Source organism: Noviherbaspirillum malthae, assembly GCF_015352985.1.
In the GTDB taxonomy this organism is placed as follows: domain Bacteria; phylum Pseudomonadota; class Gammaproteobacteria; order Burkholderiales; family Burkholderiaceae_D; genus Noviherbaspirillum; species Noviherbaspirillum malthae.
Window position 1 is genome coordinate 104,452 of record NZ_JACYXF010000008.1, and the last position, 25,259, is coordinate 129,710.

Sequence of the window (25,259 nt, forward strand, 5' to 3'; positions counted from 1 at the left end):
AGCAGTGCATGCGTCAGACGAATGCGTCGTCGCCCTTGGCGCCGAGAATGATCTGGCCCTCGTCGGCAAGGCGGCGCACGATCTGCAGGATTTCCTTCTGCTGCGCTTCCACTTCCGACAAGCGAACCGGACCTTTCGACTCCAGGTCTTCCCGCATCATTTCCGCTGCGCGCTGCGACATGTTCTTGAAAATCTTTTCACGCAATTCCTGCGTGGCGCCCTTGAGCGCAACGATCAGCGATTCCGACTGCACCTCGCGCAGCAGCACCTGGATGCCGCGGTCATCAATGTCGATGATGTTGTCGAACACGAACATCTCGTCCATGATCTTCTGCGCCATGTCGTTGTCGTAATTCTTCAGATTGTCCATCACCGACTGCTCGATCTCGCCGGACAGGAAGTTGAGAATCTCCGCCGCCGCACGCACGCCGCCGATGGGCTTCTTCTTCAGGTTCTCGTTGCCGGCCATGAGCTTGGTCAGCACTTCGTTGAGCTCGCGCAGCGCGGTGGGCTGAACGCCGTCGAGCGTGGCGATACGCAGCACGACGTCATTGCGCAGGCGCTCGGTGAAGAACGTCAGCACTTCGCAGGCATGGTAACGCTCGAGGTGAACCAGGATGGTGGCAATGATCTGCGGATGCTCGTTGCGGATCAGGTCGGCGACCGATTGCGAATCCATCCACTTCAGGCTTTCGATGCCGCTGGCGTCGCGCGTGCCGAGAATGCGGTTGAGCAGGGAAGAGGCTTTGTCTTCGCCCAGCGCCTTGGTCAGCACGGTGCGGATATATTCATCCGAGTCCAGCCCGAAGGAAGTGTTCTGCTCGGTCTCCTCTCGGAAGTCCTGCAGCACCGATTCCAGCTGCTCGCTGGCGATCGATTTCATCGTCGACATGGCGGCGCCAAGCTTCTGCACTTCGCGCGGGCCGAGATATTTCATCACCTCGGCCGCTTCTTCCTCACCCAACGCGAGCATGAGGATTGCCCCCTTCATTACGCCATCTTCACTCATTTCCGCCTACCCATGCTTTGACTACGTTCGCTACGATCTTAGGATCGGACCTGGCCAGCGCCTTTGCCGCTTCCAGGTTGTCATGATAATTGCGCTGCTTGCTCGCGCCTTCCTGTTCAAGGAGCTGTGTCTCGTCCGTGCCGTCTTCCTGGTTCTGGCCGATGCGGACGATCGCATCCTCGTCGTCTTCCTCGATCTTCTTGACTTCCTCAGGCGGAATCAGCTGGGCCTTCACCTTCTTGAGCAAGGGCCGCAGGAAGGCGAAGAAGAGATACAGGATGATCAGCGCGCCGGCCAAGTACTTCGCAATGGTCATGCCCAGCGGGATCGCCTCGGGACGCTTCCACAGCGGCACCTCGGGTTCCGCCTGCTTGTCTTCGCCCGCGAACGGGCTGTTGACGACATTGAGCGAATCGCCGCGGTCCTTGTTGAAGCCCATGGCTTCCTTGACCAGATCGGTGATCTGGGCCTTCTCGGCATCGGTCAGCGGTTTCATCGTGACCTGGCCGTCCTTGCCGACCACCTTGCGGTAATTCACGACGACCGCGACGGTCAGGCGCTTGACGCCGCCCATCGGCTGCTGCACGTAGCGAACCGTCTTGTCGACTTCATAATTGACCGTCAAGTCCTTCTGCGCATTGCTCGGGCCGGCAGGCGCCTGCTGGCCGGCCGGCGCCTGTGCGCCCGGCGCGCTGGCGGGCGCATTCAGCGGTGCGGTCGCCGGTGCCGGCGGCTGGTTGGACAGGGCGCCCGGCACGCCGGAGGCATTGAGCGGCTCGTTGCTGCGCGACTCGCTGCTTTGCTGGCTGCGGATGGCTGCGCTGTCGGGCGTGCCGTTCGGCTTGTAGATTTCGGCGGCCTGTTCGCTGCTGGAGAAGTCGACATCGGCGGTCGCTTCCGCCCTGACATTGGACGAGCCGACGATAGGCGTCAGGATGGATTCGATGCGCCTGACGATGCTCTGCTGAACTTCCTGCACATACTTCAGCTGGGTCGGGTCGAGGCCGTTGCCGTTGGGCTTCTTGTCGGTGTCGGACAGGAGGTTGCCGTTCTGGTCCACCACGGTGACGTTCTTGATCGGCAGCTCGGGCACGCTGCTGGCGACGAGGTGAACGATCGCGCTGACCTGCGCCTGATCGAGGGCGCGGCCGGGATGGAGATTCAGCAGGACCGAGGCCGTGGGCTTCTGCTGGTCGCGCACGAAGACCGAGGCTTTCGGCAGGGCGAGATGCACCCGCGCGGCCTGCACGGCGGCGAGCGCCTGGATGGAGCGGGCGAGTTCGCCTTCGAGCGCGCGCTGGAAATTGACTTGTTCAAGGAATTGGGAAACGCCCAGCTTCTGGTTCTCCATCAGCTCGAAGCCCACGTTGCCGCCCTTGGGCAAGCCCTGCGAGGCAAGCTTGAGGCGAATGTCGTGCACCTGGCTTTCCGGCACGAGAATCGCCGTGCCGCCGTCGGAATACTTGTAGGGCACGTTCATTTGCTGCAGCGAGGCTACGATGGCGCCGCCGTCGCGGTCGGAAAAATTCGAAAACAGCACGCGATACTGCGGCGCCTGGCTCCATAGCCAGACACCGGTCATCACGGCAAGAACAGCGGCCACGCCGACCATCAGCAAGACGTTGCGTCCCGCCGGCGACTGCACGAACCCGGCGACGCCGGTGGGCGCAGCGGGAACGACGGCCGTTGTCTCTCCGGCTACCGCCATGATCCGCCTCTCGGGCTCTTGCCGTTCAGATAAGTATTCTTCATATTCGATTTACCAATTCGGGGTTTTCGCCTTAGTGTGGAATTCTCGTCCCCCCGAGGAAATTTGATCGATGGAATAGCGTGTGCTTTCCTGCGCTAATTGCCTCAAAAGCTGGACTTTTCGCGTGTTACCTTGGCACCGTGAGAAATGGCGCTGCGCCGCATGTTTGCCCGACCGTTGGCGAGACATGCGCTGCTGCCTTGTCCAGACGAGGAATGCATGAAGACCGGAATGATCGATACCAGCCGCATTGAATCCATGATGGCGCAGCTCAAGGCTGCGGCCACGCGTCCCGAGAACGGCGTCAAGGCGCTCAAGGATGCCGTTCCCGATGGCGAACCCGCTGCCAAGGTGGACTTTGCCAGCGTGTTCAAGGCCTCGCTCGACCAGGTCAACGGCGCCCAGAAAAAGGCGGAGGAGCTGAGCAAGCGCTTCGTGCTCGGCGACGACAGCGTCAACCTGTCGGATGTCATGATCAATTCCCAGAAGGCCGGCATCGCGTTCCAGGCGACCGTGCAGGTCCGCAACAAGCTGGTGTCGGCTTACCACGACATCATGAATATGCAGGTGTAATCGACCTTGTGATTCAATGACGAGACAGGCCGCGGAAGCGGCCTGTTTTGCTTTGTCGCAGCATGCTGGATGAATGAGATGCGGTATTGCGTACCGCTCAGGGAATATCAATCCAGCGGTCCGGCGCTCCGGTTCCGGATCAGCTCATCCCGGTGGCTCTCGCGTTGCGTTCACGCTCGAGCTTAGTGATATAACGCTGCACCGCCGCCTGCATCGCCAGAGGCGGCTTGACGAACATGCAACCCAGCTTGCGGATCGATTTGCCGCTGGTGAGCGACAGCTCATGGGAATTGCGTATCTGCAGATCGACGACCAGCGGGCTGCTTCCCGGCAGGTCGATTCGACATTCCTTGTAGACCTTGCCGACGGTGCTGTCCAGCTGCTTCTTTTCGTCGATGATGCCAATACCGCCGCCGCTGATGTCCTTCAGCGTCACAATGACCGTCGCTGCGGCTGTTCCGGAGGCCTCGTCGGCCGGGATGCGGATGGTGCAGCGCAAAGGATTGACGACCGGCGTCGGCACCCGATAGTGCTCGCGCCTCTGCAGGCGGATGAGAGTGATGGGTACGGGAATGCAAAGCGCGGGCAGGTCCTCGTACACGCACTCGCTCACGGTATCGGAAAAAAACATGATCCGGATATTGTCGAGCACCGTCTCGAACGAGACGTTGTCGCTCTCCAGAATGCGCTGGTTGACAAGATTGCTCGGTGCGCGGTCGATGATGACGGTGCCTTCATCTTCATCGACTTCCAGCACCGAGGTGACCACCGCTTCGGCGCCGCCGTTGGACTGCATGCTGACCAGCTGACCGCGCTCCTGCATGGCACGCAGGAGACTCAGGATCTCGCGTCGGGAATGAACCTGATACGGACTGACGTCCTCCGTGCCGAACTTCGTATTGAATACCATGGATATCTGCTAATAGTGGAGCTAGGGACGGGGATGGGGTCCCTTGTCTCCGGTATGTGTGATTGCGTCGATATGGTAAAGCCATGCGAGCAATTCCGCTACCACTCTGTAGAGCGCGGGCGGAATGCTGCGGTCGAGGTCCACCTGCATGAGCAGGGCGACCAGCTCTTTCGACTCATGGACAAACACGCCGTGCTCGCGGGCGCGCTTGATGATCTCCTCGGCGATCAGGCCGCGGCCCTTGGCCACCACCCTGGGCGCCGTGTCGCCGGCCTGGTAGGCGAGAGCGACCGCGTTCTGGGTCAGGCTAGGGTTTTTCATCGCGCTTTACCAGGAAGGATTCCAGCGAGGCGCCCGAGGCTTCGATTCGTTCCGCCAGCCCGCGGCCGTGCCGGCGCAGTGTATCGGCCGCCGCCTCGTTGTCGACATCGACGTGGACCTGGACGCTGCCGCCGACCAGCCGGATGCTGGCCGACACGCCGCCCAGGTGGGGGAGTTCGAAGCGGACCTTGCTGTTCCAGACCGGTTCCTGCGTTCCGGCCGGACCCGGCTCGGGCTTGTCTTCGCCGACTTCCCATTCCATCGGCTGGCCTGGCCACAATTCGCCCTGCCAGCGCATCTGGTGGGTTTCCAGCGTGTTGAGCTGAAGGCTGATCATGCGCGCGGCTTCAGGATCGATCGCCGGCGAAAGCATGTCATTGCGGGCGATGACGTCAGCATCGGTTGCACGGGTGCCGGCCGTCAGCAGCTGGGTATCTCTTGGCAGGAGTACCGGCTTGTCGCCGCCGTTTGCGGATTCGCCTGCCTGCGCGGGCAAGCGCGCCTGTCCGGTACCGTTCTCCTGAGCGCCCGGCTTGAGCCCGGCCTGCTGCGCCTGCGGTTCACGTTTGATGTCGTCCAGGCTACGCGAGCCGCTGGTCCATTCCTGGAGATGCGATTCGTAGAACAGGCCGCTCTGGTCCAGTCCCTCGCGCAAGGCCGAAGCGAGCTGCTGAGGGTCGGTGGCGGGCGAGGGCAAAAGCGGCGTCTGCGGCTGCACCGCGGTGGGCTTGCCGTGCTGTTCCGCGGTATGGAGTGCGGTGCCGATCAGGCGGGCGGTATTGCTGAGCGTGGCAGGCGCGCTGCCTGCCTCGCGGTTCAGCAGAAAAGTCGGGCGCGGTTCCCTGGCAAGAAAGGTCATCGACAGGACGTCGCCGGCCTTGGTGCCCGCTGGCAGAGCCATGCGGGCGGCAGTGTCGGCTACCCTGACGAGAAAGGTGCCGTCGTCGAGCATGGAATCAACGGTGGCCTGCAGTTCCTTGCCGACGGCAATCTGGGTCAGCCGCCGGAAAACCTCTTGTCTTGCGTCGCCGGCGGGAGCAACGGGCGCGGCGGATGCTACCGGACCGGGCGCTCTGGACGAGGCAAGGTCTGTCCGCGGACCGCCAGGATTAAGATCCGCCCGCGGCAGCATGATGTTCAGTTACCTTGGTTGGCGCCGTAGGCCTGGGCGAGTTTGCGCTCCGTACCGGTGCTCCTCATCAGGGCGGACAAGCGAGCCATCCATGGCTCGGTGATGTCGCGGATCTGGCGATCGTCTTCCAGGATTTTCTTGATGATCCGGGACTTCTGCTCGCGTGCGGACGGCGTAAGGGGCTCGCGCGGCTGATCATTCATCTTGATGATCTCGACCTGGCTGGAGCAGTGCGATTCAAGCCTGGCAAGCTTTTCCCAGTCACCGGTACGCGCGGCGGCCAGCATCTGATCGGTAATGTCTGCAACAGTCTCGTAGAGAGAAATGATTTCTTGGTTATCCATATGATCAAGCTTTCATTAAACGAGACGGTGCTTGAGGCGCGAGTGGATCGTACGCAGCGGCACCGGGCGTAGGCTGGGATGCGGGCATACTGCCTGCATTTGATGGAGCAATCGCATCCCACGCGTCTTTAAGACCCTTGAGTAACTGATAAACCTCTTCAAGGATGATGACCTGATTTTTCAGATTGGCAATGACCAGACGGCTGCTCATATACTCATACAGCGCATCAAGATTCAATGCAACCTCGCCGCCAACTTTCTTGTCAAGGCTAGCGCGGAGGCCATGATCAATGATTGTGATAGCCTTGGAGATGGCTTCTCCCTTGCGAGCGATTTCGCCAGCTTGCATATGCTGGATCGCGGACGTAATGGCAACCATCGCGCCCTCGAACAGCATGACAATGAGTTTATGCGGGCTTGCAGCGGCGACGCCGGTCTCGACTCCGACCGTTGCGTAGGCTTTGGCCCCACTGGATGACGATCCAAACATTACTGATTCCTTTTACTCAATCTTGGGCAGGTTGGCGAGCTGCTGCGACAGGAAGGCACTTGTCTTGCTCATATTGCCGATCACGACGTCAAGCGCCGAAAATTGTGCGCGATATCTCTTTTCCGTCTGCTCAAGCCTGTCCGTTATGCGCTGTTTCTCTTTTTCAAGATTCTTCAGTGTGGCATCGAGGCCATTGGTGCGCGCCGTGAGAGGGCCTTCGGAGCTCAACAGGCTTGCGGCGAGCTTTTCAAACTGCACGGCATAGCCGCGCGTGAAGTTGACTGCTCCGCGATCGCCTGTTGTGCCGCCGTTGATCATCAGCGCCAAGCCCTCGGCGTCGTTACCTGTTGCGCCGGTCAAAATCTGTCCTGAACCGGTTGCCGCAACACCGTTAATTTTTCCCGCGACATCCAATCCCGCTTCAGTCTTCGGGGTGCCGAACAGGCTTGTACTCGCGGTACCGCCGGTGATCGCCACCGAAGAGGCGGATCCATATCGGCTTGAGGTGATCTTCAGTACGCCTGCCGTCTGAGAAACGACAACAGAGGAACCGGCAGCGACGAACCCCGCCGTACCGTTGATCTTGGACTGGATGGCGGCGGCGAGGTCAGCATAGGAATAATTGCCATCATCGAGAGTAACTGTCGCCTTGGTGCCGTCGAGATCAATTTCTAACGTGTTATTGCTGCCGGTGATGGCAACATCTGCGCCGGATGTCGTGGTCGGCGCGGCGCCGAACAGCTTTGTTTTTCCCGGGCTATCGCTGATACTGACGGAAGAGGCGCTTCCTGTCAGATTGGAGGTAACCTTTAAGACGCCGCCTGATTCGGTAACAGTGACTTGGGGAGACTTGCCGGCTGCGGTGTATGCATCATTGATGCTCTTCTGGAGCGCTGCCGCCAGCGCCGCAGGCCCGGTCTCAGCGGTAGTATAGTCTGCCGTCAAAGGCGATACGCGAACGGATACGCCATCAACGACAATATCGAATGCATCGGTCGTGCTGTTGATGTTCAGTTCGGCAGCCGACGAACCTGTGATAGCGGCTGTGACCGGTACATTGGTCGGCGCGTCTGCAGTCGTGTTTGCTTGCCGGGCCAGTTGATCGATGGTGATGGAATAGGCCCCAGGCTTGGTATTTGGCGTAGTACCGCTATAGGCTATCAGGCTGTCGCTCGGCTTGCCGACGCTAGCAAACATGCCCGCGATGCCACTGAAGTTCTTTTCCATCGCCTTTTGCAGCTTGGCGCTGTCCAGCGTCAGCAAGCCATCTTTTTCGAAGGAGACGCCTGCTTGCGAAAGTAGGGTATAGGCTGAGTCGCCGCCTGCAATTGGCGTGTTCAGGATCGCACGTACTTGCGTCTGCACCGAGCGCAGGGCGCTTTCACCGTTCAGGATGGCCGCGGTCTTTGTCGATGCGTTATAGGCTCCTGCATCCCGCAAATTCTGGGCCAACGTGTTATAGCTGGTCACAAACGAGGTAATCGCGGTGGTGGCCGCGGCTGTGTCGCGCGCAACCGTGATCGTAGTCGGGCCGCCGGTTTTCGATAGATTGAGGTTGACGCCGCTGATCACATCGCTTGCGGCATTGGTGGTCTTGGAGATGGAGATGCCGTCAACCTTGAACTCCGCATTCTGCGCAGTTGCTGTTTCGGAAAACCCTTGTCCCACATTCTTCGACGGATCGTGTCCGAGCAATGCGGTAAGCGCCGGATCGCCGCCGGCATCGACCGAGATCTTCAGGCTGTTGGTCTTGCCAGTCGCATTGACAGTCAATGCGAGACGATAGGGTGAGTCGCCGCCATCGTTGACGATGGTAGCGGTGACGCCCATATTAGCTGCATTAATGGAGTCCCGAATGCCGGCAAGTGAGTTGTTAGTCGAAGTGATCTTGATCGTCTTCGTCCCGGCACCGTTGGAGGTAAAGCTGGCGCCCGTGTATTTTCCGGAGCCGCTGTCAAAGGTACCGCCGGAGATGGTGCCGAAGTCAAAGCTCAGAGTGCTTTCGGTTGCGACGTTGCCAATGGGCGACTTGTCACTCTTTTGACCGGCAGCCACCATTTTCTGGGCTTGAGCAAGCTTGGAAATTTCCAGCGTATAACTGCCCGGCGTTGCGCTGCTAGCCGCGTTTGCGGCAGCGGTAACGGAAGCAATGCCGGTGTCGGCCGAGGTGACTTTCATTCCCTGGAACTTCGCCGGGTCGGTCAGGCCGCGCATAGCATTCTGGAACTGGGAAATCGCGCCCTTGAGGGTTCCAAAGCCGGTGAGTTTTGCCTGAAAGCTGGCCTGTTTCGCCGCCAGCGTGGTCAAAGGCTTGCGCTCGACCGCCATCAATTGCGTGACGATGCCTTCAACGTCAAGGTTCGAACCGATGCCGGTGGATGAAAGGGCCATTTGCGCTCCGTGGAAAGTTGCACTCTATCCTGTTAACGGCAGAGCCAATCCTGACTTTAGACGGAGATTTACCTGTCTGTTCGACAGTGCGTCACGCCTTTTGGCTGATCAGCAAGCCCTTGGACAAATCGAGCGCTTTAGCGATTTCCAGCGCCTCTTCGGACGGCATCTGGCGGAGGACTTCACGGGTTTTCTGGTCAACGACCTTGACGATGACACGGCTGTTGTCGGAGTCGATCGCGAATTCCACGTTTTGGGGAGGACTCGCCTCCTGCAAGCGTTTATTGATGCCTTTGACAGCCTGGCCCAGCTGTTCCATGTCGGGTACGGCCGACGGCTGCTGGACGCTGGCGACTGGCTCGGCGGGCGCGGCGGCAGGGCGCGCGGTCGCCGCGGCGATAAGCTGCGCCTGTCTGTCAGACAAGATGCCCCCGGTAGGGGATACGGTTGCGGTAGGGCGGATATCCATGATGTCCTCCAGTACGGGAAAAACCCGACCGTCGGATAACGGCCGGGTTGTGCGCTAACTATTGAACTGATTAGCCGCGGAGCAGGCTCAGCACGCCGTTAGGCAGCGAGTTGGCTTGAGCCAGCATCGCGGTACCTGCCTGCTGCAGAATCTGGCCACGTGTCATCGAGGCCGTTTCTTTTGCGAAGTCGGCATCCTGAATACGGCTACGTGAGGCGGAGAGATTCTCAGATTTGGTCTGCAAGTTTGAGACCACGGACTCGAAACGGTTCTGGTAGGCACCCAGTGCAGCACGAGAGGTACTGACGGATTCGAGCGCACCGTCTATCGCTTTCAAGGCCTTGGCGGCGCTCTCGGCCGTGAGAACGTCAATTGAAGCGATACTGGTAACAGAGGATGTCACTGTTGCACTCTCGGAGCCTGTAGCTGCGAGGCCCACTTTAGTGGCTGCTGCGCCACCCCAGACAATACCGCTGGAGCTGTTGCCACTGAGGCTAATTGTGCCGTGGTTGTCGGCAGCGACACCAGCAACTGTGCCAGTGCCGGTGCCAGCCGCAGTGGGGCCTACGAAACCTGCGCCTGCGAACGTGCCTCCAGTTGTTGCACCAGCAGCGGCGGCAGTTGAGCCTACAGCATCCGAGAAAGAGCTTGCGATTGCGAGCGCCGTACCGTCAGATTTCGTGATCCGCAGGTCTCCGCCGGCGATGGAGCCTGACTTGGTGTAGCCCGCGCCTGGAGCGGATGCAAGGAACGCGTCGATGTCTGTGTCAAGGTTTGCTGCGGTGGCTTGGCCAACTAATCGATCCGAAACCGTAACACCGTCAATACTTAACTGGAAAGCATCACTTGCCGTGCCTGAAGCCGCCTGTGTATAGGCACCAGATGCAACGCTTGTAGTTGCTTCGTGACCCTGCGTGCCGACCACACCGGAAGCCAGGCCGGTTTGTGCTAAGAAGGTCGTCTTGTTGGCATCGGCGGCGGTTGCCGTAGCAGCCGTACCATTCAGCGCGATGCTGATGTCGCGACCGTCGGCTGCGGACAGTTTGATCGCGCCAGTCGCGGCGTCAGCAGTCGCAGTCACGCCGGTTTGGTTGGAGATCTTATTGATGGCAGCGGCCACGTTAGCGCCCTGACCTGCAGCATTCGTGCCAGCTGCCACTGCACCGACATTGATGCCGTTGATGCTAAAGGTGTCGGCAGCAATCGCCGTGAAGTTGCTTATAGTGCCGCCTGTGACGTTGTTGACGTCGGCCGTTGCAGTTACGCCTGAGCTTGATGAGACGGCATTAATTGCCTTTGCGATAGACGAGGCACTGGCTGCGCTTTGGCCTGGCAATGCGCCGATGGTCGATGCACCAACCTGAAAACCGTTGAGGGTCAGGTCGCCGGCAGCGAGGGCTCCGGTAGTGGCAGTCCCGGACGTTTTGGCTGCATAGCTGGTGCCGACGCCTCCGAGTGCGGAAGTACGTGCGCTGGAAATTGAGGCGATCGAAATCTGGTCATTTGATGTGGCGTTCGCGCCAACTTGGAAGGTTTGCGCTGTGAACGAACCGTCCAGTAGGTTTACACCGTTGAACTGCGAGTTAGCAGCCACGCGATCAATTTCCTCAGCCAATGCTTTCACTTCGCTGTTCAGTGCAGCGCGGTCAGAAGCCGAGTTGGTGGCATTGGCGGATTGGACTGCCAACTCACGCATTCGCTGCAGATTGTTGCCTATCTGGGTGAGGTCGCCTTCAGCAGTCTGGGCGAGGGAGATGCCGTCATTCGCATTGCGCGCTGCCTGATCAGAACCACGGATCTGCGAAGTCATACGCTCAGAAATCGCCAAGCCAGCAGCATCGTCTTTCGCGCTGTTGATGCGCAGACCGGTGGACAGACGCTGCAGCGAAGTGGCAAGAGCGCCCTGGGACGAGTTCAGGTTGCGCTGCGCATTCAGAGACGAGATATTGGTATTAATAAATGCAGCCATGGTATTTCTCCTGTATGTACTGGGGGCCGAGGTATCCGGCTCAAGTTTTTCAACTTCGGTTCACCCCAGTTTGTCGGGCTGTTTGAACCGCTGTTGAGTTCTTTATCGGATGGGTCTGAAAAAGCTTTAGGACTTTTTTCAATTATTTTTCAGATCCATCCGTACTCTCGCCGGATGCCTGCTTATTCGGCTTGTCCGGAAAAATCTTTAGAGCCAGACATGGAGTTTCTGCTGCTTTTATCGATGGAGGGCACTTGTCCAATGGGAGAAATCGACCTTATCCCGGAAAAGAAAAGGGGCAACATGCGTTGCCCCTAAAGTTTCGGATCGCCGTGCCGTTAAGGCGGCTTCAGCGTTTTTTAGTCCTTGCAGGCTTCACGCCACCTTTTCATATCCTTTGATATTCTGAACTTCGTCCGCCCCGAAGCGAAGGGTGGCCTCGATCAGCGCGTCGACATCCTGCGTGGTGCTGCGATGATTGAACAGGGCGGCGCGTATCGCCAAGCGGCCATTGATGGTTGTGGTGGAGGGCGCGGCGATACCCGACTCTTGCAACGCTATTGCCAGATTGGCATTGACCCGGTCTGCGTCGCCCTCGCAGCAGCGGTAGCCGAAACAAACGATATTCAGTGAAACGGGAGCAAGCAGTTCTAGTGCGGGTTCGGCTTCGATGCGCTGCTTCAGGTACTGCGCCAACGCGCAGCCGCCCGATATCACCTTGCCCAGGCCATCGATGCCATAGGTCTTGATCGCATACCAGGTCTTGAGCGCCCGGAATCCCCGCGACAGGTCCGGGCCGAAGTCGCAGGGCCAGGGCGGGGAGGCGGTGGCCATGCCGCGTTCCGCGCGGGCCAGGTAGGCAACCGGCGCGGCGAAGGTCGCTTCGTGCAGCGCACCGTCGCGCACGAGGATGAAGCCGGCGTCGTACTGCACCTGCGCCCACTTATGAAAGTCGAAGGCAATCGAATCGGCGCGTTCGATGCCGGCAAGGCGCGGGGCGATGTCGGGCGCCATCACGGCAAGCGCCCCGTAGGCGCCGTCGATGTGGAACCAGAGATCTTCCTGTTCGGCGATGTCGGCCAGCACGGTAAGCTTGTCCACCGCGCCGGTATCGACCGTGCCGGCCGTGCCGGCGACGAAGAAGGGCGTAAAACCATGCTCGCGGTCCTTGGCGATCACGCGTTTTAGCGCTTCGATATCCATCTCGCCCTGCGCATCGGTCGGTATCAGGCGCAGCGCGTTGGTGCCCAAGCCTGACAAGTCGAAGGCTTGGGCGACGCAGGCGTGGGCGGCGACCGAGGTGTAGGCAGCCAGGCGCTTGCCGCTGTTTTGCAGGCCTGTGCTGCGTATATCGACGCCAAGGGCTTTCGTCCTTGCGACCAGCACGCCGATCAGATTGGCCATCGACGTGCCGGTGACGAAGATGCCGCTCGCATCTTCGGGGAAGCTGAACAGCTCCCTGACCCAGCGCAGAATCTGCCGTTCGACCTCCACCGGTATCTGGTTGCGTCCGCCGACGTTCGCGTTGATGCCGGCGGCAAGCATTTCCGCCAGCATGCCGACGGGCGTGCCGCCGCCTTGCACCCAGCCCATGAAGCCCGGATGCGCATTGCCGATCGCATAGGGGAGGATGTTCTGCATGAAGGTCTGGTGCACTTCCTGCAATGCCGTCGGACCTTGCGGCAGCGGCTCCCGGAAAGCATTGCGCACATCATCGGGCGCAGGCTGCCAGACTGGGCGCTCCCGGAGATGCTGCATGTAGTCGATGATGTCATCCAGCATGCGATGACCTTGGGTGCGCAGTTCGTCCCAGTTGTCCGGGTCGAGCGAGTATTCGAGTTTTTGTTGCATGATGTTCTACAGAATGGCAGATACGCCGTGCATTATCGGCGTTTCGCCAAAAACGCAAAAAGGGAATAATGCCCTTTCAGCGATTTTCTTGCGTCGTATCGGGAGATGTGTGGAAAAAATGGCAATGCGGGTGTCGATTGACCCGCGATCAGGACTGAAGACTATGGTGCGGCTACGACCCGGTTCTTTCCGGCCCGCTTGGCTTCATACAAGGCCTCGTCGGCCCGCTTGATCAGCTCGGTCTGCTCTTCGTCATCCCGCCGCAGCGCCACGCCGGCGCTGAAGGTGATCAGCAGCTTCTGGTTGTCGTACATGAAAATCTGCTTGGTCAGCTCGCGCTGGATGCGGGTGACGGTCTGGACCGCTTCCTCCAGCGGAGTTTCCGGCAGCACGACCAGAAACTCTTCGCCGCCGAAACGCGCAATCACGTCCATGCTGCGCAGCGTATCCTTGATCACCCGCACCAGATGAATCAGCGCTTCATCGCCGGCGGTGTGGCCGTAGGTGTCGTTGAGGCGTTTGAAATCGTCGAGGTCGAGCAGGGCGACGCACAGCGGCGTCTTGCGGCGGGTTGCGCGGGCGGCTTCGCGTTCGTAGGCGTCGTCCAGTCCGCGGCGGTTGAGGCTGCCCGTAAGCTGATCTTCGCGCACCAGTTCGCTCATCTCCTGCAGCTTCGATTCCAGTTCATGGATGCGGTTTTCCGCCTCCTGCACTTCCTGGCGCACGGCCATCATTTCTTCGCGTGAACGCAGTGCTTCCGCCTGAGCCGACCGGGTGTCGCGCATCATGTCGTCGAGGATGGCATTGAGCTCGATGATGTTTTGCGCCTGGCTGATCTTCTGCGTATAGCCGCCCATCTTTTCATGGAAGTCGCCGGTGGTGGCGGCCACCGCACCAAGCCGGTCGATGAAGGTGATCATCATGTTCTTCACCGTGACCTTGGCTTCCTTGAGGCTGTGCTTGAGCACGCCCTGCTTGTAGATCACCTCCTTGAGGCTGCGCGTGGCTTCCAGCAGGGCGCTGCGGCTGAGCGGGCCGGCGAGCAGATCCTGCACGTTGGCCACCTGGCCGCTCAGCCAAGAGTCGTCTTCCAGCAGTTCGCCGACATTCTCCAGCAGCAGCTGGAACAGGCGCAGCAGCAGTTCGTGCTCCTCTGCGAGATCGTCGGCGCGCAGTTCGATCTTGAAGCAGAGCTGCTTGAGCCGTGCGCTGATGTTCTGGAGTGCGGGTTCGGTGTTTGCGTTTCGGGTCGAGGAAGCGAGCATTTCCGATTCCTCGACAAGGTCCGGGGCCTTGCGCAGCAGCGAGCCGAGCGCCAGCGTCAGCGTGCGCACCAGCAGATCCCGCAGCATGCCGAGTTGCTTTGATTCCGGTGCGGGAGGGGCAGCGATGGAAGGCGGTACCAGCGCCGCCAGGGGAGCGGGCGTATCGACCAGCGGAATGCCCGCGCTCTTCAGGCTTGTCCGCGGCGCCTCGTCGACCAGCGGGATGCCGGCGCTTTTCAGGCTTGCCGGAGGCGTATCTTCCACCAGCGGTATTCCGCGGCCGGAAGTGGTTTTCTGCGGTTCCTTATCAACCAGGGGAATGCCTGCGCTCCTGAAAGATGTTTCCGGCTTGCCGGAAGTGGTGACTGCTGCAGCGGCCGAACTGGAGGCAGAAGCCGTGGCGGCCGTCGCTGATTCCATCGCGCCGGGAGCGAGATGAATGGCCGCCAGTTTCGCCAGCGTGTTTCCGTATTCCTGCCAGTCGCGCTTCTGCAGCGCCAGTGCGAAGTCGGCGGCAAGATCGGCCGCCTCCGGGGTCAGCTTGGAAAGGCTGGAGGCAAATTCTGCCAGCATTTTTTCTGGGCCCGGTTCGGAAGCCGCGCCCGCGATTTCCTCATAGACGTCGCGATAGGCCTCGGGCGTCGGCGCCACCCGGCGCATCGCAAGGCGGCGAAACGTTTCGCGCGCAATGTCGGCGGGAGTCTGCGTTTCCGGTTTCTTGTCTTTGTCTTGCATGGAGGCTCTCGTCGCGGGCATCGAAATGATTGCGGCAGGTTGCCATAGTATCTCGCGGGAAAGCCGCCCGGTGCACTGGCCTGATTAAAAAAATCGCACTTTGCGATTTAAGCAACGATGGAGAAGGGTGCGGCGCGGTTGGCTTACTCAACCAACTGGTTCTTGATCGCGTAATGCGTGAGCTCGGCGTTGTGGCGCAGTTTCATTTTTTGCAAGAGGCGGGAGCGGTACATGCTGATGGTCTTGACCGAGAGCGAGAGTTCGCCGGCGATGTCGCTGACGGTCTTGCCCGAGGCGATCATGATCAGGGTCTGGTATTCGCGGTCCGACAGAGTTTCATGCGGAGGCACGGCCCGGTTCTCGTCGCCGACCTGATTGGCCAGTTCCTGCGCCAGTGCGGCGCTGATGTACTTGCGGCCGCCGGCCACCTGGCGTATCGCATCGACCAGTTCCGCCGGGGCGCTCTGCTTGTTGAGGTAACCGGCCGCGCCGGCCTTGAGCGAACGTATCGCGTACTGGTCTTCGCGATGCATCGATAGCATCAGGACCGCCAGCTTCGGCACTTCCTTCTTCACCTGCTTGAGCACATCGATGCCGCTGCGGTCGGCCATGGAGATGTCGAGCAGGAGCACGTCGGCATCACCCCTGCGCGCCAGCTTGATCGCGTCCGCTCCATTTTCAGCGTCGCCGGAGACGACCATGTCGGCGCTGTCGGCGAGAATCTGCTTCAAGCCTTCGCGCACGATCGCGTGATCGTCGGCGATGATGATTCGGATCGGATTCTGGGCAGTCATGTTGCTCAATTATTCCTGTTCCTGCGCAAGCGGTATGCGCAACTCGAGTTCGGTGCCGCCGCCTTCCGCATTGGACACCGTCAATTGACCGCCGAGGGCGCTGGCGCGTTCCATCATGCCGCGTATGCCGAAGGATTTCGGCTTCATGCGGTCGGCTTCGACAATGCCCCGGCCATTGTCGGCGATCAGCAGCTTGACGCTGCGGTTGGTGAGCAGCAGCCTGACCGTGACTTGCGTGGCGCCGGCATGTTTGGCGACATTGGTCAACGCTTCCTGGAAGATCCTGAACAATGCGGTCGACTGGCCCGACGGCAGGCTGATATCCTTTTTGCTCGACGAGAAGGCACAGGGAATGCCGGTGTTCTTTTCGAACTCCTTGGCCTGCCAGTCGATGGCCGCGACGATCCCGAAATCGAGAATGCCCGGCCGCAGGTCGACGGAGACCCTGTGGACGGCTTCGATGGTGCGGTCAACCAGCGAATCGACATAGTCGGTCTTTTCGGCCAGGTCAGTCCCTTCGGCCGGCAGGCTTTTGCGGATGCGGGCCACGGCCATCTTGATGGCGGTGAGATTGCCGCCGATGTCGTCATGGATCTCGCGCGCGATGCGCGTGCGTTCCTTTTCCTTGACCGTTTCCACATGCGCCGACAGCTCCGCGAGCTGGGCCCGCGACTGCCGGATTTCTTCCTGCTCCAGCTTGCCGGCGGTGATGTTGGTCATGATGCCTTCCCACTGCACGCTGCCGCCGGGCAGTTCGCGCGGAGTGGACCGCAGGTTGATCCACTTGATGTCATGCCATTTTTCTATCCAGAGGCGTCCTTCCCAGTTCCATGCCTTCATCTCCGCGGCGGATGACTGCATTGATTCGAGATAGGCAGGCCGGTCTTCCGGCAGGATCAGCTGCAGGAACAGGGATGAGTCGGCGCGCAACTCCTCGGCATGGAGGCCAAGCAGGGCATGGCAACCGTCGCTGAGATAGGGGAAGGCAATGCTGCCGTCGCGCCGCAGCAGGAACTGGTAGACCAGTCCCGGCGTATTGGAGACGATGGCGCGAAACCGCGTTTCGCTGGCGCTGAGCGCATCCGCTGAGGCGAGGCGGGCGCTGAGATCGTTGCCGATGATGACGTAGACCGGTTCCGCAGCCGCGGTGCAGTGAAAAATTTTTAGCTCGATCGGATAATTCGATCCATTCTTGCGGGTATGGACAGTTTCAAGATCGACATGCTCGGCTTGCCGTTCGTGCAGCGGAAGCAGGGCACGTTCAAGCGCGTCACGCGAAAGCGTCCGTGCAATATCCAGCAAGTGCATGTGGTCCAGATCGGCTTCGTCATGGCGCAGGTTGTCGCGAGCGGCCTTGTTGACATGCAGCAGTTTCAGCGTGCGGCAGTCCGCAACGTAGATTTCGCTGAACGAGCCTTGCATCACAATAGGCAGCCATTCCGCCTGCAGCATCATGTCGAACTTTCTTCCTTTTGCATTTTTGTCGTGTTCCAGTCTCTGTGCGCCGCCGCAGGTTTGCAGCGCAACAGCGCATCCGGTCACTCGGCGCCGGCCGGCAGACTGGCTCGTGCGTTCAGGCCGCGCGGTGCCTGCCAGGCGTTCAGCCACGCGCGAAACTGTTCGGCGGGCATCGGCTTGCTGATGAAATAACCTTGTCCGTCATCGCAGCCCATTCTGTCTAGCAATTCCCATGCCGCCATGGTTTCGATGCCTTCAGCAACGACTTTCAATCCCATATTGTGGCCGAGGTCGATGGTAGACCGCACGATCTTGATGTCGTCGGCGTCGCTTTCCATCTTGAGGACGAAGGACTTGTCTATCTTCAATTCGTGCACCGGCAGGCGCTTGAGATAGGCGAGCGAAGAATACCCGGTTCCGAAGTCGTCGATGGAAAGATCGACGCCGATTGCATGCAGGCGTTCCAGCGTCTGCTGCGCGCGCACCGGATCGTCCATGATGGCGCTTTCGGTGATTTCGAGGCAGAACGATGAGGGATGCAGGGCGTGCCGTTCGAGAATGGCCATGAATTTCTGCGGCAGGTCCTGGTCCAGAAGGTCGCGCGTCGACAGGTTGGCCGAAATGCGCAGCTTGATGCCGGCGGCCGCCAGTTCGGCGCACAGCGCCGCCGACCGTTCCAGCATCCATTGGGTCAGTGTACGGATGAAGCCGGTCTTCTCGGAAAAGGGAATGAACTGGTCGGGAAACACCATGCCGCGCTCGGGGTGCACCCAGCGTATCAGGGCTTCCGCGCCGATCACCTGTCCGGTGCCGAGCCTGACTTTCGGCTGCACATAAAGCCGGAACTGATTGTCCTCGGCGGCGCGCCGCAGTTCGCTCAGCAGCGACAGGCTTTCCTGACTGCCCTTGTCGATTTCCGGCGCATACACCACGGCGTCGTTGCCGCTGGTCTTGGCGGCATACATGGCGACCTCGGCGCGGCTGAGCAGCAGTTCGGCATCGGTGCCGTGCGCCGGGAAGCCGGCGATGCCGATGCCCGCGCCGAGATCGACGTTCTGATCGTCGAGCGAGATGGGAATCTCCAGCGACTTGAGGATGCGTGCGGCTACATGCCGCGCCTCGTCTTCGGTCGTTTGCGGCAGCAGCAGGGCGAATTCGTCGCCGCCCAAGCGGGCGATCCTGTGCGTCGGGCTGTGAAGCTGCGCCTGCAGGCGTTCGGCCATGCGGCGCAGCAGCGCATCGCCGAAGCTGTGGCCCATGACGTCGTTGACATGCTTGAAGCGGTCGAGGTCCATCATCAGCACATGGCAGGAGGCCTGCTTATGGCGGGCTTCGGCGATGGCGTCGTTGAGCAGGTTGATGAATTGCGCGCGGTTGGGCAGGTCGGTCAGGGTGTCCCAGTAAGCCAGGCGCCGGATTTCAAGCTCGCGGTTGGCAATGCCGTCACGCATGCTGGCAAATGCCTTCGACAGTTCGCCGATCTCGTCGTCGCGGCGCATCTCGATTGGTCCGTGATAGTTGCCTGCGCCAAGGCGACGTGCGATTTCGCCCAGCCTGCGCAGCGGCCCGGTGATGCGCCTGGCGACGAACACGCTGCCGGTGACCGCCACCATGATGCCGATCACGGTCAGTACGAGAAGACTGATCTGCAGGCGGCGATAGGGCGCGACCGCCTCGCTGATCGAACGCTGCAGCACGACGATGACCTGCCGGCCGGAATCCTGGGCCAGGTGCAGCACGCGCGCATTGAAGTCGCTGTCGCCTATCGTGAGCTGCGGGAGAAAGGATTTGTCATCGGGGATGCCCTGCAACTGGCCCGCGAGGCTGGTCGCATCCGCGTCCGACAGGGTGGATGCATCCGGGATCCATTGGCCTTCGGCTGTTTTCGTCAGGATGGAAACCTGCAGGGACGAGAGTTCGCGCATGTCGTCGGCGATGCGCTTTTCGATGGCAAAGGCCATGGCCACCCAGCCTATCGTCACGGGTGCTTTGACCGGCACCACGACGATCTGGTACGGGCGATTCTCCAACACGCCCGTGCCGGTAGCGCTGCCTGCGGACTCGGCGCGGTCGACCAGGCGCAGGATCGATTGTTCGAGGCCGTTGGCGGATTGGGCCGTGGCCGCGGTGGTCGTGGCCTTGATCGTGCGGTCGAGCCCGATCAGCATGGCATGCGAGGCTTCGATGCGCTCGCCGTGGTTGGCAAGCGCCGATTCGACGGTTTCACGGTCGTCGCTGCTGATGGCCTGCTTGAAGCCATAGTCGGCGGCGAGCAGGCGTGCGCCCTGGGTCAGGTTGTGTGCGTATTGATCGACCAGGCGCCTGAACACCCGTTCGCCGATCATGAGCTCGGCTCTGATGGCGGCACGCGCGTTTTCCTGGATTCCGCTCTGGATGGCGAAGAATCCCGCCAGCTGCACGGCGAGGATCAGCACGAGGAAAAGGAGAACGATCCGGCTTTCAAGGCTGCGCAGGCGCATGGCACACTCCTATCGGGCTTTCGTGTCCAGCTTGAACGATGCGGTGCTGTCGCTTGCCGTCATCGTCAACGGTTGTTCGGGAATCTGGGCTTGCGCGGGCAGGCCGTAGTGCCATGCCTTGATCTGGTACCTGCCGGCCGGCAGTCCCTCGATTCTCGCCTTGCCGGCTGCATCCGTCTTGGCGAAATAGGGCGTGGGGACGATGTGAATGTAGCCCACCATCTGGTCATGGATGTTGCAGCCGATGACCACCGTGCCCGCCTTGTCGAAGGTGACTGGATTCTCCGGCTGGCCGATGTAGAGCTTCAGGTCGAAGACTTTGGCCGGAGAAAAGGAGTAGACATGGTGCCGGACGGTGTCGTTATTGGGAAAAGCAATGCTGGTGCCCGTCTGTATGACCGTAACCAGCGGAATGAATTTGCGGCCTTTCTGTTCGATCTCGACGGGCTTCTGCGGTTTGGGCAACGTCTGCGCGACGGCGGGTTCCGCATAGACTACAGCATCCTGCAAGGCCTGGCCGCCGGCATCCGATACCTGCACCGTCAGTGCCGCTGCATGCGACATGCATGTACAAGCTGCCATCGCCGTAAAGGCGAGGGCATGCAATGCCGACGCAGCAGGCCTGCGCGATCGGATGCGTTTCACCATGGCGCCCTGATCAATGTCGACGCTGGGCAAGCGCAGTATGTGGGTGCGATGGTGAACCGGCATGTATTGGACGGGCAGGCGTATGAGTTCAGGAATATGTCGGCATGCCGCAGAAGGGGAAGGCACGGGAAGGCCTGCTTCATGGCAAATTGCTTCGCCGACTTTAGCATAAGCTTTTCCAAAAGCAATGCCCGTATTCCACTATTGCGGAAAACGCAGCAAAAATGTATGGCAGTGGGAGGCGGGAAGGCAGCGGGAGTAGATGATGCCTCGAAGTCAGGCTGTAAACCAGAAAGGGGGTTAAACCTTTCGGTTTAACCCCCTCGGTAAAACTGGCGCGGCTGGCAGGAATCGAACCCACGACCCCTTGGTTCGTAGCCAAGTACTCTATCCAGCTGAGCTACAGCCGCGAAGAACAAGAGTATAGCACCCATTCAATAAATTTTGGAAGCTTTTTGCAAAGCGGCCTGCTGTCTTGCCATGCTTGCCTGATTGGCTACGTCGATGAAGCGTGTGTTTCCTGCTTCAGGCTGCCAATGCTTGCTTCTTCAACATCCCGAGCACTTCATCTCCGCTGACGGGGCGGCTGAACAGGTAGCCCTGCATCATGCCGCACTGGCGCTCCCGCAGGAATGTCAGCTGGGCTTCGGTTTCGACGCCTTCTGCAATGACCTCCAGCTGCAGGCTTCGGGCAAGGCCGATAATGGCCGAGACGATGGCCCGGTCGTCCGCATCGTCGGCGATATCTTGCACGAAGGATTGGTCGATCTTGAGCACATCAATCGGCAGGCGCTTCAGGTAGGAGAGCGAGGAGTAGCCGGTACCGAAATCGTCGATGGCAATCTTGACACCCGTCGCATGCAGGCGATCAAGAATGGCCAGTGCCTGCTCGGCGTTCTGCATCAGAATGCTTTCGGTCAGTTCGAGTTCGAGCAGATGCGGGGGCAGATGGCATTCCTGCAGGACGGCGGCGACCAAGTTCGCAAGGTCGCCGTCATGGAATTGGCGGGCCGAGACGTTTACCGCCACCCGGGTAGGAACGCCGGCCGCGAGCCATTGCCGAGCCTGCGCGCAGGCTTGCCGCAGAATCCATTCGCCGATGATCACGATCAGGCTCGATTCCTCGGCCAGCGGAATGAAGCTCGCCGGCGATACCATGCCCAGCTTCGGCTCATGCCAGCGCACCAGCGCTTCCACGCCGGAGATGTCTCCGCTGGCGATATGGCGCTGCGGCTGGTAGACCAGCCTGAGTTCGTTGCGCTCCAATGCTCCGCGCAGGCCGATCTCCATGTGCAGGCGTTCCAGTGCGACGACATGCTGGTCCTGGGTGAAGAACTGGTAGCGTCCGCCGCCCAGCGCCTTGGCCCGGTACAGGGCAACATCGGCGTTTCTCAGCAAGGTCTCGGCATCGGCGGCATCGTTCGGGCAAAGCGTGATGCCGATGCTGCCTCCGACATGCAGTTCATGCGCGTTGACGAGGAAAGGTTCGCGCAGCGCATCGAGCAGCTTGCGCGCCAGCGACGCCGCATGCTCGGCATCCGGGACGTCATGAATCAGCAGCGCGAATTCATCGCCGCCGATGCGCGCCATCGTATCGGCCTCGCGCAGCATGCGCCGCAGCCTGTGAGCCACCTGCCGCAGCAGGTTGTCGCCGTGATCGTGGCCGATGCTGTCATTGACGACCTTGAATCTGTCGAGATCCAGCAGCAGCACGCCGATGCCATTCGAATGCATTTGCGATGTCGATTCGACCATGGTCCCGAGTGTCTTCACCGCCTGCTGCAGCCGCATCGTGAACAGCGCGCGGTTGGGAAGGTCGGTGAGGGTGTCGTAGTAGGTCTGGCGGAGCAGGCGTTCTTCGGCGAGCTTGGCGTTCGAGATGTCGCTGAACACGCCGACATAATTGGTGATGTCTCCACGCTCATCGACGATCCGGCTGATGTTCAGCCACTCGGGATAGATATCGCCGTTCTTGCGGCGGTTCCAGACCTCGCCCTGCCATTTGCCGGTGTCATTCACCATGCGCCACATGGCCTGATAAAACGGCGCCGGATGGCGGCCGGAACTCAGCAGCCGCGGGTTGCGCCCGATGACTTCCGCCGCGTTGTATCCGGTAATGGAGGAAAACGCCTTGTTGACCTTGACGATGTCGCCCTGCGCATCGGTGATGGCGATGCCTTCCATCGAATTGTCGAAGACTTGATTGGCGAGGTGCATCGAGGCTTCCGCGTGCCTGCGCGCGGTCATGTCTCGAATGCTCAGCTGGATGACAGTTTCGCTGCCGACGATTGCAGAGTGCAATGTCATCTCGGCGCAGACAAGCGTGCCGTCGTGCCTGTCGAATGTCCATTCGAATGTTCGAATTCCGGGCGCCTTGGCGGCGCCCTTGATGCGAGGGTGCAGGCCGGTGAGGGATGGGGGCGCAAGCGCATGCGATATCGAGCCGTGCGGCTGGGGAACGAGCGCGCGCAGTTCATCTGCCGCGTCCACGCCGAACAGTGTCAGCGCGGCGCGGTTGCAATCGATGAGTCGGTCCGCCGTCATGAGGATGACGCCTTCATTGGTACCGTCGAACAGAATTCGAAACAGCATGTGCCGATTTTCCAGTTCAAGCGCCTGGCGCTGCTTTGCCGCCGATTGCCGGTAGGTCAGCGCCGCGATTACGCAGAAGAAGACTGTCGCCAGCATGGACAATCCCAAAAGCAGCTGAAGTGCGAATTCATTGTCCGTGATGGCGCCTGCTATGGCTTTGGCAGCAGCAGACGATGCCGGAAGCTCGGAGGCGGCCTGCAATTGATGAAGCTGGCTGCCGGCCTGTTGCAGTCCCCACCAGCCGGTTAGGCTGACAAGAAAGCCGGACGCCGCGCCGACAAGAAACATGGTGAGCAGGAGGTGGGAAGTCAGCTTGCGCATCTTGCCTTCTTTTTCGTAGAGGTGAGGAATTGGCTTGTTTATTTCTTATTAGCAATTAATGTGCCATTCATGCCTTCCCGCCGATCTTGCATTTTCGCGGACATGGCCCGTTCTGCGGGCGGTCTTCGCGTGCCGGCTGAAACAAATCATTCAATATGATTTCGAACGGATTCCCGGAAACGGGAAATTTGCTGCAGGCTTTTTCCCTGAAACAAGAAAAAGCGGCCGGTCCGGACAGTAGAACGGAGCTTTGCGGTATCGTTGCGCCGTCGTGAATACAATAATGTCCGGCCGGTCACTTTCAACAAGCCGCCGGAATGAAGCAGAGGCATCCATCGTGCTAGAACCAATAGATCCGATCAAGCAGGCAGACGAACAACTACTGAAATCCCTCGAAGTCCTGGTGGTGGATGATGAGCCGGCCATCCGCCAGATACTTGCCGTCCGCCTTACCAAGGCCGGCTGCCGCGTGGTGCAGGCGGCCGATGCCACCGAAGCGCTGGAGAAGCTGGCCAAGGGAGAGTTCGAAGTTGCCGTGAGCGACATCCAGATGCCGGATTTCGACGGCATCGAACTCGTGCGCAGGGCGCGGGCCGCCGGCGTCGACACCAGCTTCATCATGATGACGGCTTATGCTTCGGTGGATACCGCGATCCAGGCGATCAAGGCCGGCGCCTCCGATTACATGATCAAGCCGGTTCGCCACGATGAAGTGCTGCACCGGGTAGCCAAGGTGGCGGACATGCGCCGTCTCAGCAGCGAGAACCGCGTGCTTCGCGAGATTGTCAATGCCGCGCAGGAAGAAGTGTTCGGCTTCGCGTCGCCGGCCATGCGCGATCTGGACCGGCTGATCGCCAAGGTGGCGCCGACGGACAGCACGGTGCTCGTCACCGGGGAAAGCGGAACCGGGAAAGGCGTGATCGCCCGCAAGATCCACCAGCAGAGCGGGCGGGCGCCGGGCCCGTTCATCCCGGTCAATTGCGGTGCCATTCCCGAAAACCTGATGGAAAGCGAACTGTTCGGCCACGTCAAGGGTTCGTTCACCGGCGCGGACAAGGCGCGCAAGGGGCTGTTCCTCGAGGCGGACAAGGGCACCATCTTCCTTGATGAAATCGGCGAACTGCCGCTCGCGCTGCAGGTGAAGCTGCTGCACGTGATCGAGGAAAAGTCGGTTCGTGCCGTCGGCAGTGAGCAGGCGAAGAAGGCGGATGTCCGTATCGTTGCGGCCACCAACCGCGACCTCGCGCAAATGGTGGCCGACGGCAGGTTCCGCGAAGACCTTTATTTCCGGCTGACGGTGTTTCACCTGCATGTGCCGCCGCTGCGCGAACGGCGCCAGGATATTCCGGAACTCGTCCGCTTCATGATACGGCGCGGCGCGAAAAGGCTGAATGCCTCGGGCGAGCTCGTCATCGAACCAGAGGTGGAGCAGGCGCTAGGCGCTTATGGCTGGCCGGGCAATGTGCGCGAGCTTGAGAATGTAGTGGATCGCGCCCTGATCCTGGCCGAAGACGGCCGCATTACCCCTGCGGATCTGCCGCCCCAGATTGCGCGCCTGATGCCGGCGCCGGAAGCAGCGGAGAAGGGCGGCAATACTTTGCGGGATCAGGTCAGGCGCTTCGAATGCTCGCTAATCGTCAAGGCGATCGCCGATGCGGGAGGAGACCGCCGGCAGGCGGCGCGCAATCTCGGCATCGGCCTGTCGAGCCTCTATCGCAAGATCGAGGAATTCGAAACCTTGGGGCTAATGAGCTAAT

General features: G+C 60.4%; 19 protein-coding genes and 1 tRNA gene. 2 read left to right on the forward strand and 18 right to left on the reverse strand.

The features are described 5' to 3' along the window. Window positions 1-13: 13 nt before the first annotated feature. Window positions 14-1,009, reverse strand: a complete 996-nt coding sequence (gene fliG, locus IGW03_RS13505; RefSeq protein ID WP_194723091.1) for a flagellar motor switch protein FliG — start codon at window positions 1,007-1,009, stop codon at window positions 14-16. After that, a complete protein-coding gene (fliF, locus tag IGW03_RS13510) occupies window positions 1,002-2,717 on the reverse strand; it encodes a flagellar basal-body MS-ring/collar protein FliF (protein ID WP_194723092.1) in 1,716 nt (571 codons plus the stop codon). Before fliF ends, fliG begins: the two co-directional genes overlap by 8 nt. Window positions 2,718-2,978: 261 nt before the next feature. On the opposite strand from fliF, the gene fliE reads away from it, so the two are divergent. After that, the gene (gene fliE / locus IGW03_RS13515; RefSeq protein ID WP_194723093.1) at window positions 2,979-3,332 is read left to right on the forward strand and encodes a flagellar hook-basal body complex protein FliE; all 354 of its coding nucleotides are present in this window, start codon (window positions 2,979-2,981) and stop codon (window positions 3,330-3,332) included. A gap of 139 nt (window positions 3,333-3,471) precedes the next feature. Here the strand turns inward: fliE and IGW03_RS13520 are convergent, their stop codons facing one another. From IGW03_RS13520 to IGW03_RS13595, 16 genes are all read right to left on the reverse strand, one after another. Next, the gene (locus IGW03_RS13520; protein WP_194723094.1) at window positions 3,472-4,242 is read right to left on the reverse strand and encodes a flagellar brake protein; all 771 of its coding nucleotides are present in this window, start codon (window positions 4,240-4,242) and stop codon (window positions 3,472-3,474) included. A gap of 21 nt (window positions 4,243-4,263) precedes the next feature. Further along, a complete protein-coding gene (locus tag IGW03_RS13525) occupies window positions 4,264-4,563 on the reverse strand; it encodes an EscU/YscU/HrcU family type III secretion system export apparatus switch protein (protein WP_194723095.1) in 300 nt (99 codons plus the stop codon). After that, window positions 4,550-5,695 carry a flagellar hook-length control protein FliK gene (gene fliK, locus IGW03_RS13530; protein ID WP_194723096.1) on the reverse strand — a complete coding sequence of 382 codons (1,146 nt, stop codon included), beginning with the start codon at window positions 5,693-5,695 and terminating at the stop codon, window positions 4,550-4,552. Before fliK ends, IGW03_RS13525 begins: the two co-directional genes overlap by 14 nt. Window positions 5,696-5,700: 5 nt before the next feature. Continuing rightward, the gene (locus IGW03_RS13535; protein ID WP_194723097.1) at window positions 5,701-6,039 is read right to left on the reverse strand and encodes a flagellar protein FliT; all 339 of its coding nucleotides are present in this window, start codon (window positions 6,037-6,039) and stop codon (window positions 5,701-5,703) included. Window positions 6,040-6,043: 4 nt separating this feature from the next. Then, a complete protein-coding gene (gene fliS / locus IGW03_RS13540) occupies window positions 6,044-6,529 on the reverse strand; it encodes a flagellar export chaperone FliS (RefSeq protein WP_194723098.1) in 486 nt (161 codons plus the stop codon). Between the two features lie 12 nt (window positions 6,530-6,541). Continuing rightward, window positions 6,542-8,920 (reverse strand): flagellar filament capping protein FliD, encoded by a 2,379-nt coding sequence (fliD, locus tag IGW03_RS13545; protein WP_194723099.1) that lies wholly within the window; start codon window positions 8,918-8,920, stop codon window positions 6,542-6,544. 91 nt (window positions 8,921-9,011) lie between these two features. Further along, window positions 9,012-9,389 carry a flagellar protein FlaG gene (locus IGW03_RS13550; RefSeq protein WP_194723100.1) on the reverse strand — a complete coding sequence of 126 codons (378 nt, stop codon included), beginning with the start codon at window positions 9,387-9,389 and terminating at the stop codon, window positions 9,012-9,014. A 70-nt stretch (window positions 9,390-9,459) separates the two neighbouring features. Further along, complete coding sequence (locus IGW03_RS13555; protein WP_194723101.1) at window positions 9,460-11,358, reverse strand: flagellin N-terminal helical domain-containing protein; 1,899 nt, start codon at window positions 11,356-11,358, stop codon at window positions 9,460-9,462. Window positions 11,359-11,733: 375 nt separating this feature from the next. Then, on the reverse strand, window positions 11,734-13,209 hold the full coding sequence (locus tag IGW03_RS13560) for a pyridoxal phosphate-dependent decarboxylase family protein (RefSeq protein ID WP_228535462.1): 1,476 nt from the start codon (window positions 13,207-13,209) through the stop codon (window positions 11,734-11,736). 161 nt (window positions 13,210-13,370) lie between these two features. Continuing rightward, complete coding sequence (locus IGW03_RS13565) at window positions 13,371-15,209, reverse strand: GGDEF domain-containing protein (protein ID WP_228535464.1); 1,839 nt, start codon at window positions 15,207-15,209, stop codon at window positions 13,371-13,373. A 143-nt stretch (window positions 15,210-15,352) separates the two neighbouring features. After that, window positions 15,353-16,003, reverse strand: a complete 651-nt coding sequence (locus IGW03_RS13570; protein WP_194723102.1) for a response regulator — start codon at window positions 16,001-16,003, stop codon at window positions 15,353-15,355. A gap of 9 nt (window positions 16,004-16,012) precedes the next feature. Then, on the reverse strand, window positions 16,013-17,458 hold the full coding sequence (locus IGW03_RS13575) for a PAS domain-containing sensor histidine kinase (protein ID WP_228535466.1): 1,446 nt from the start codon (window positions 17,456-17,458) through the stop codon (window positions 16,013-16,015). 83 nt (window positions 17,459-17,541) lie between these two features. After that, window positions 17,542-19,941, reverse strand: coding sequence for a putative bifunctional diguanylate cyclase/phosphodiesterase (locus IGW03_RS13580; protein WP_194723103.1), 2,400 nt, complete (start codon window positions 19,939-19,941; stop codon window positions 17,542-17,544). Between the two features lie 9 nt (window positions 19,942-19,950). Next, window positions 19,951-20,505 carry a methylamine utilization protein gene (locus IGW03_RS13585; RefSeq protein WP_228535469.1) on the reverse strand — a complete coding sequence of 185 codons (555 nt, stop codon included), beginning with the start codon at window positions 20,503-20,505 and terminating at the stop codon, window positions 19,951-19,953. Window positions 20,506-20,922: 417 nt separating this feature from the next. Beyond that, window positions 20,923-20,999 (reverse strand) — tRNA-Arg (locus IGW03_RS13590). 115 nt (window positions 21,000-21,114) lie between these two features. Then, complete coding sequence (locus tag IGW03_RS13595) at window positions 21,115-23,502, reverse strand: putative bifunctional diguanylate cyclase/phosphodiesterase (RefSeq protein WP_194723104.1); 2,388 nt, start codon at window positions 23,500-23,502, stop codon at window positions 21,115-21,117. Window positions 23,503-23,839: 337 nt separating this feature from the next. Between IGW03_RS13595 and IGW03_RS13600 the strand changes: the two genes are divergently transcribed. Beyond that, window positions 23,840-25,258 (forward strand): sigma-54-dependent transcriptional regulator, encoded by a 1,419-nt coding sequence (locus tag IGW03_RS13600; protein WP_323744967.1) that lies wholly within the window; start codon window positions 23,840-23,842, stop codon window positions 25,256-25,258. Window position 25,259: the final 1 nt, after the last annotated feature.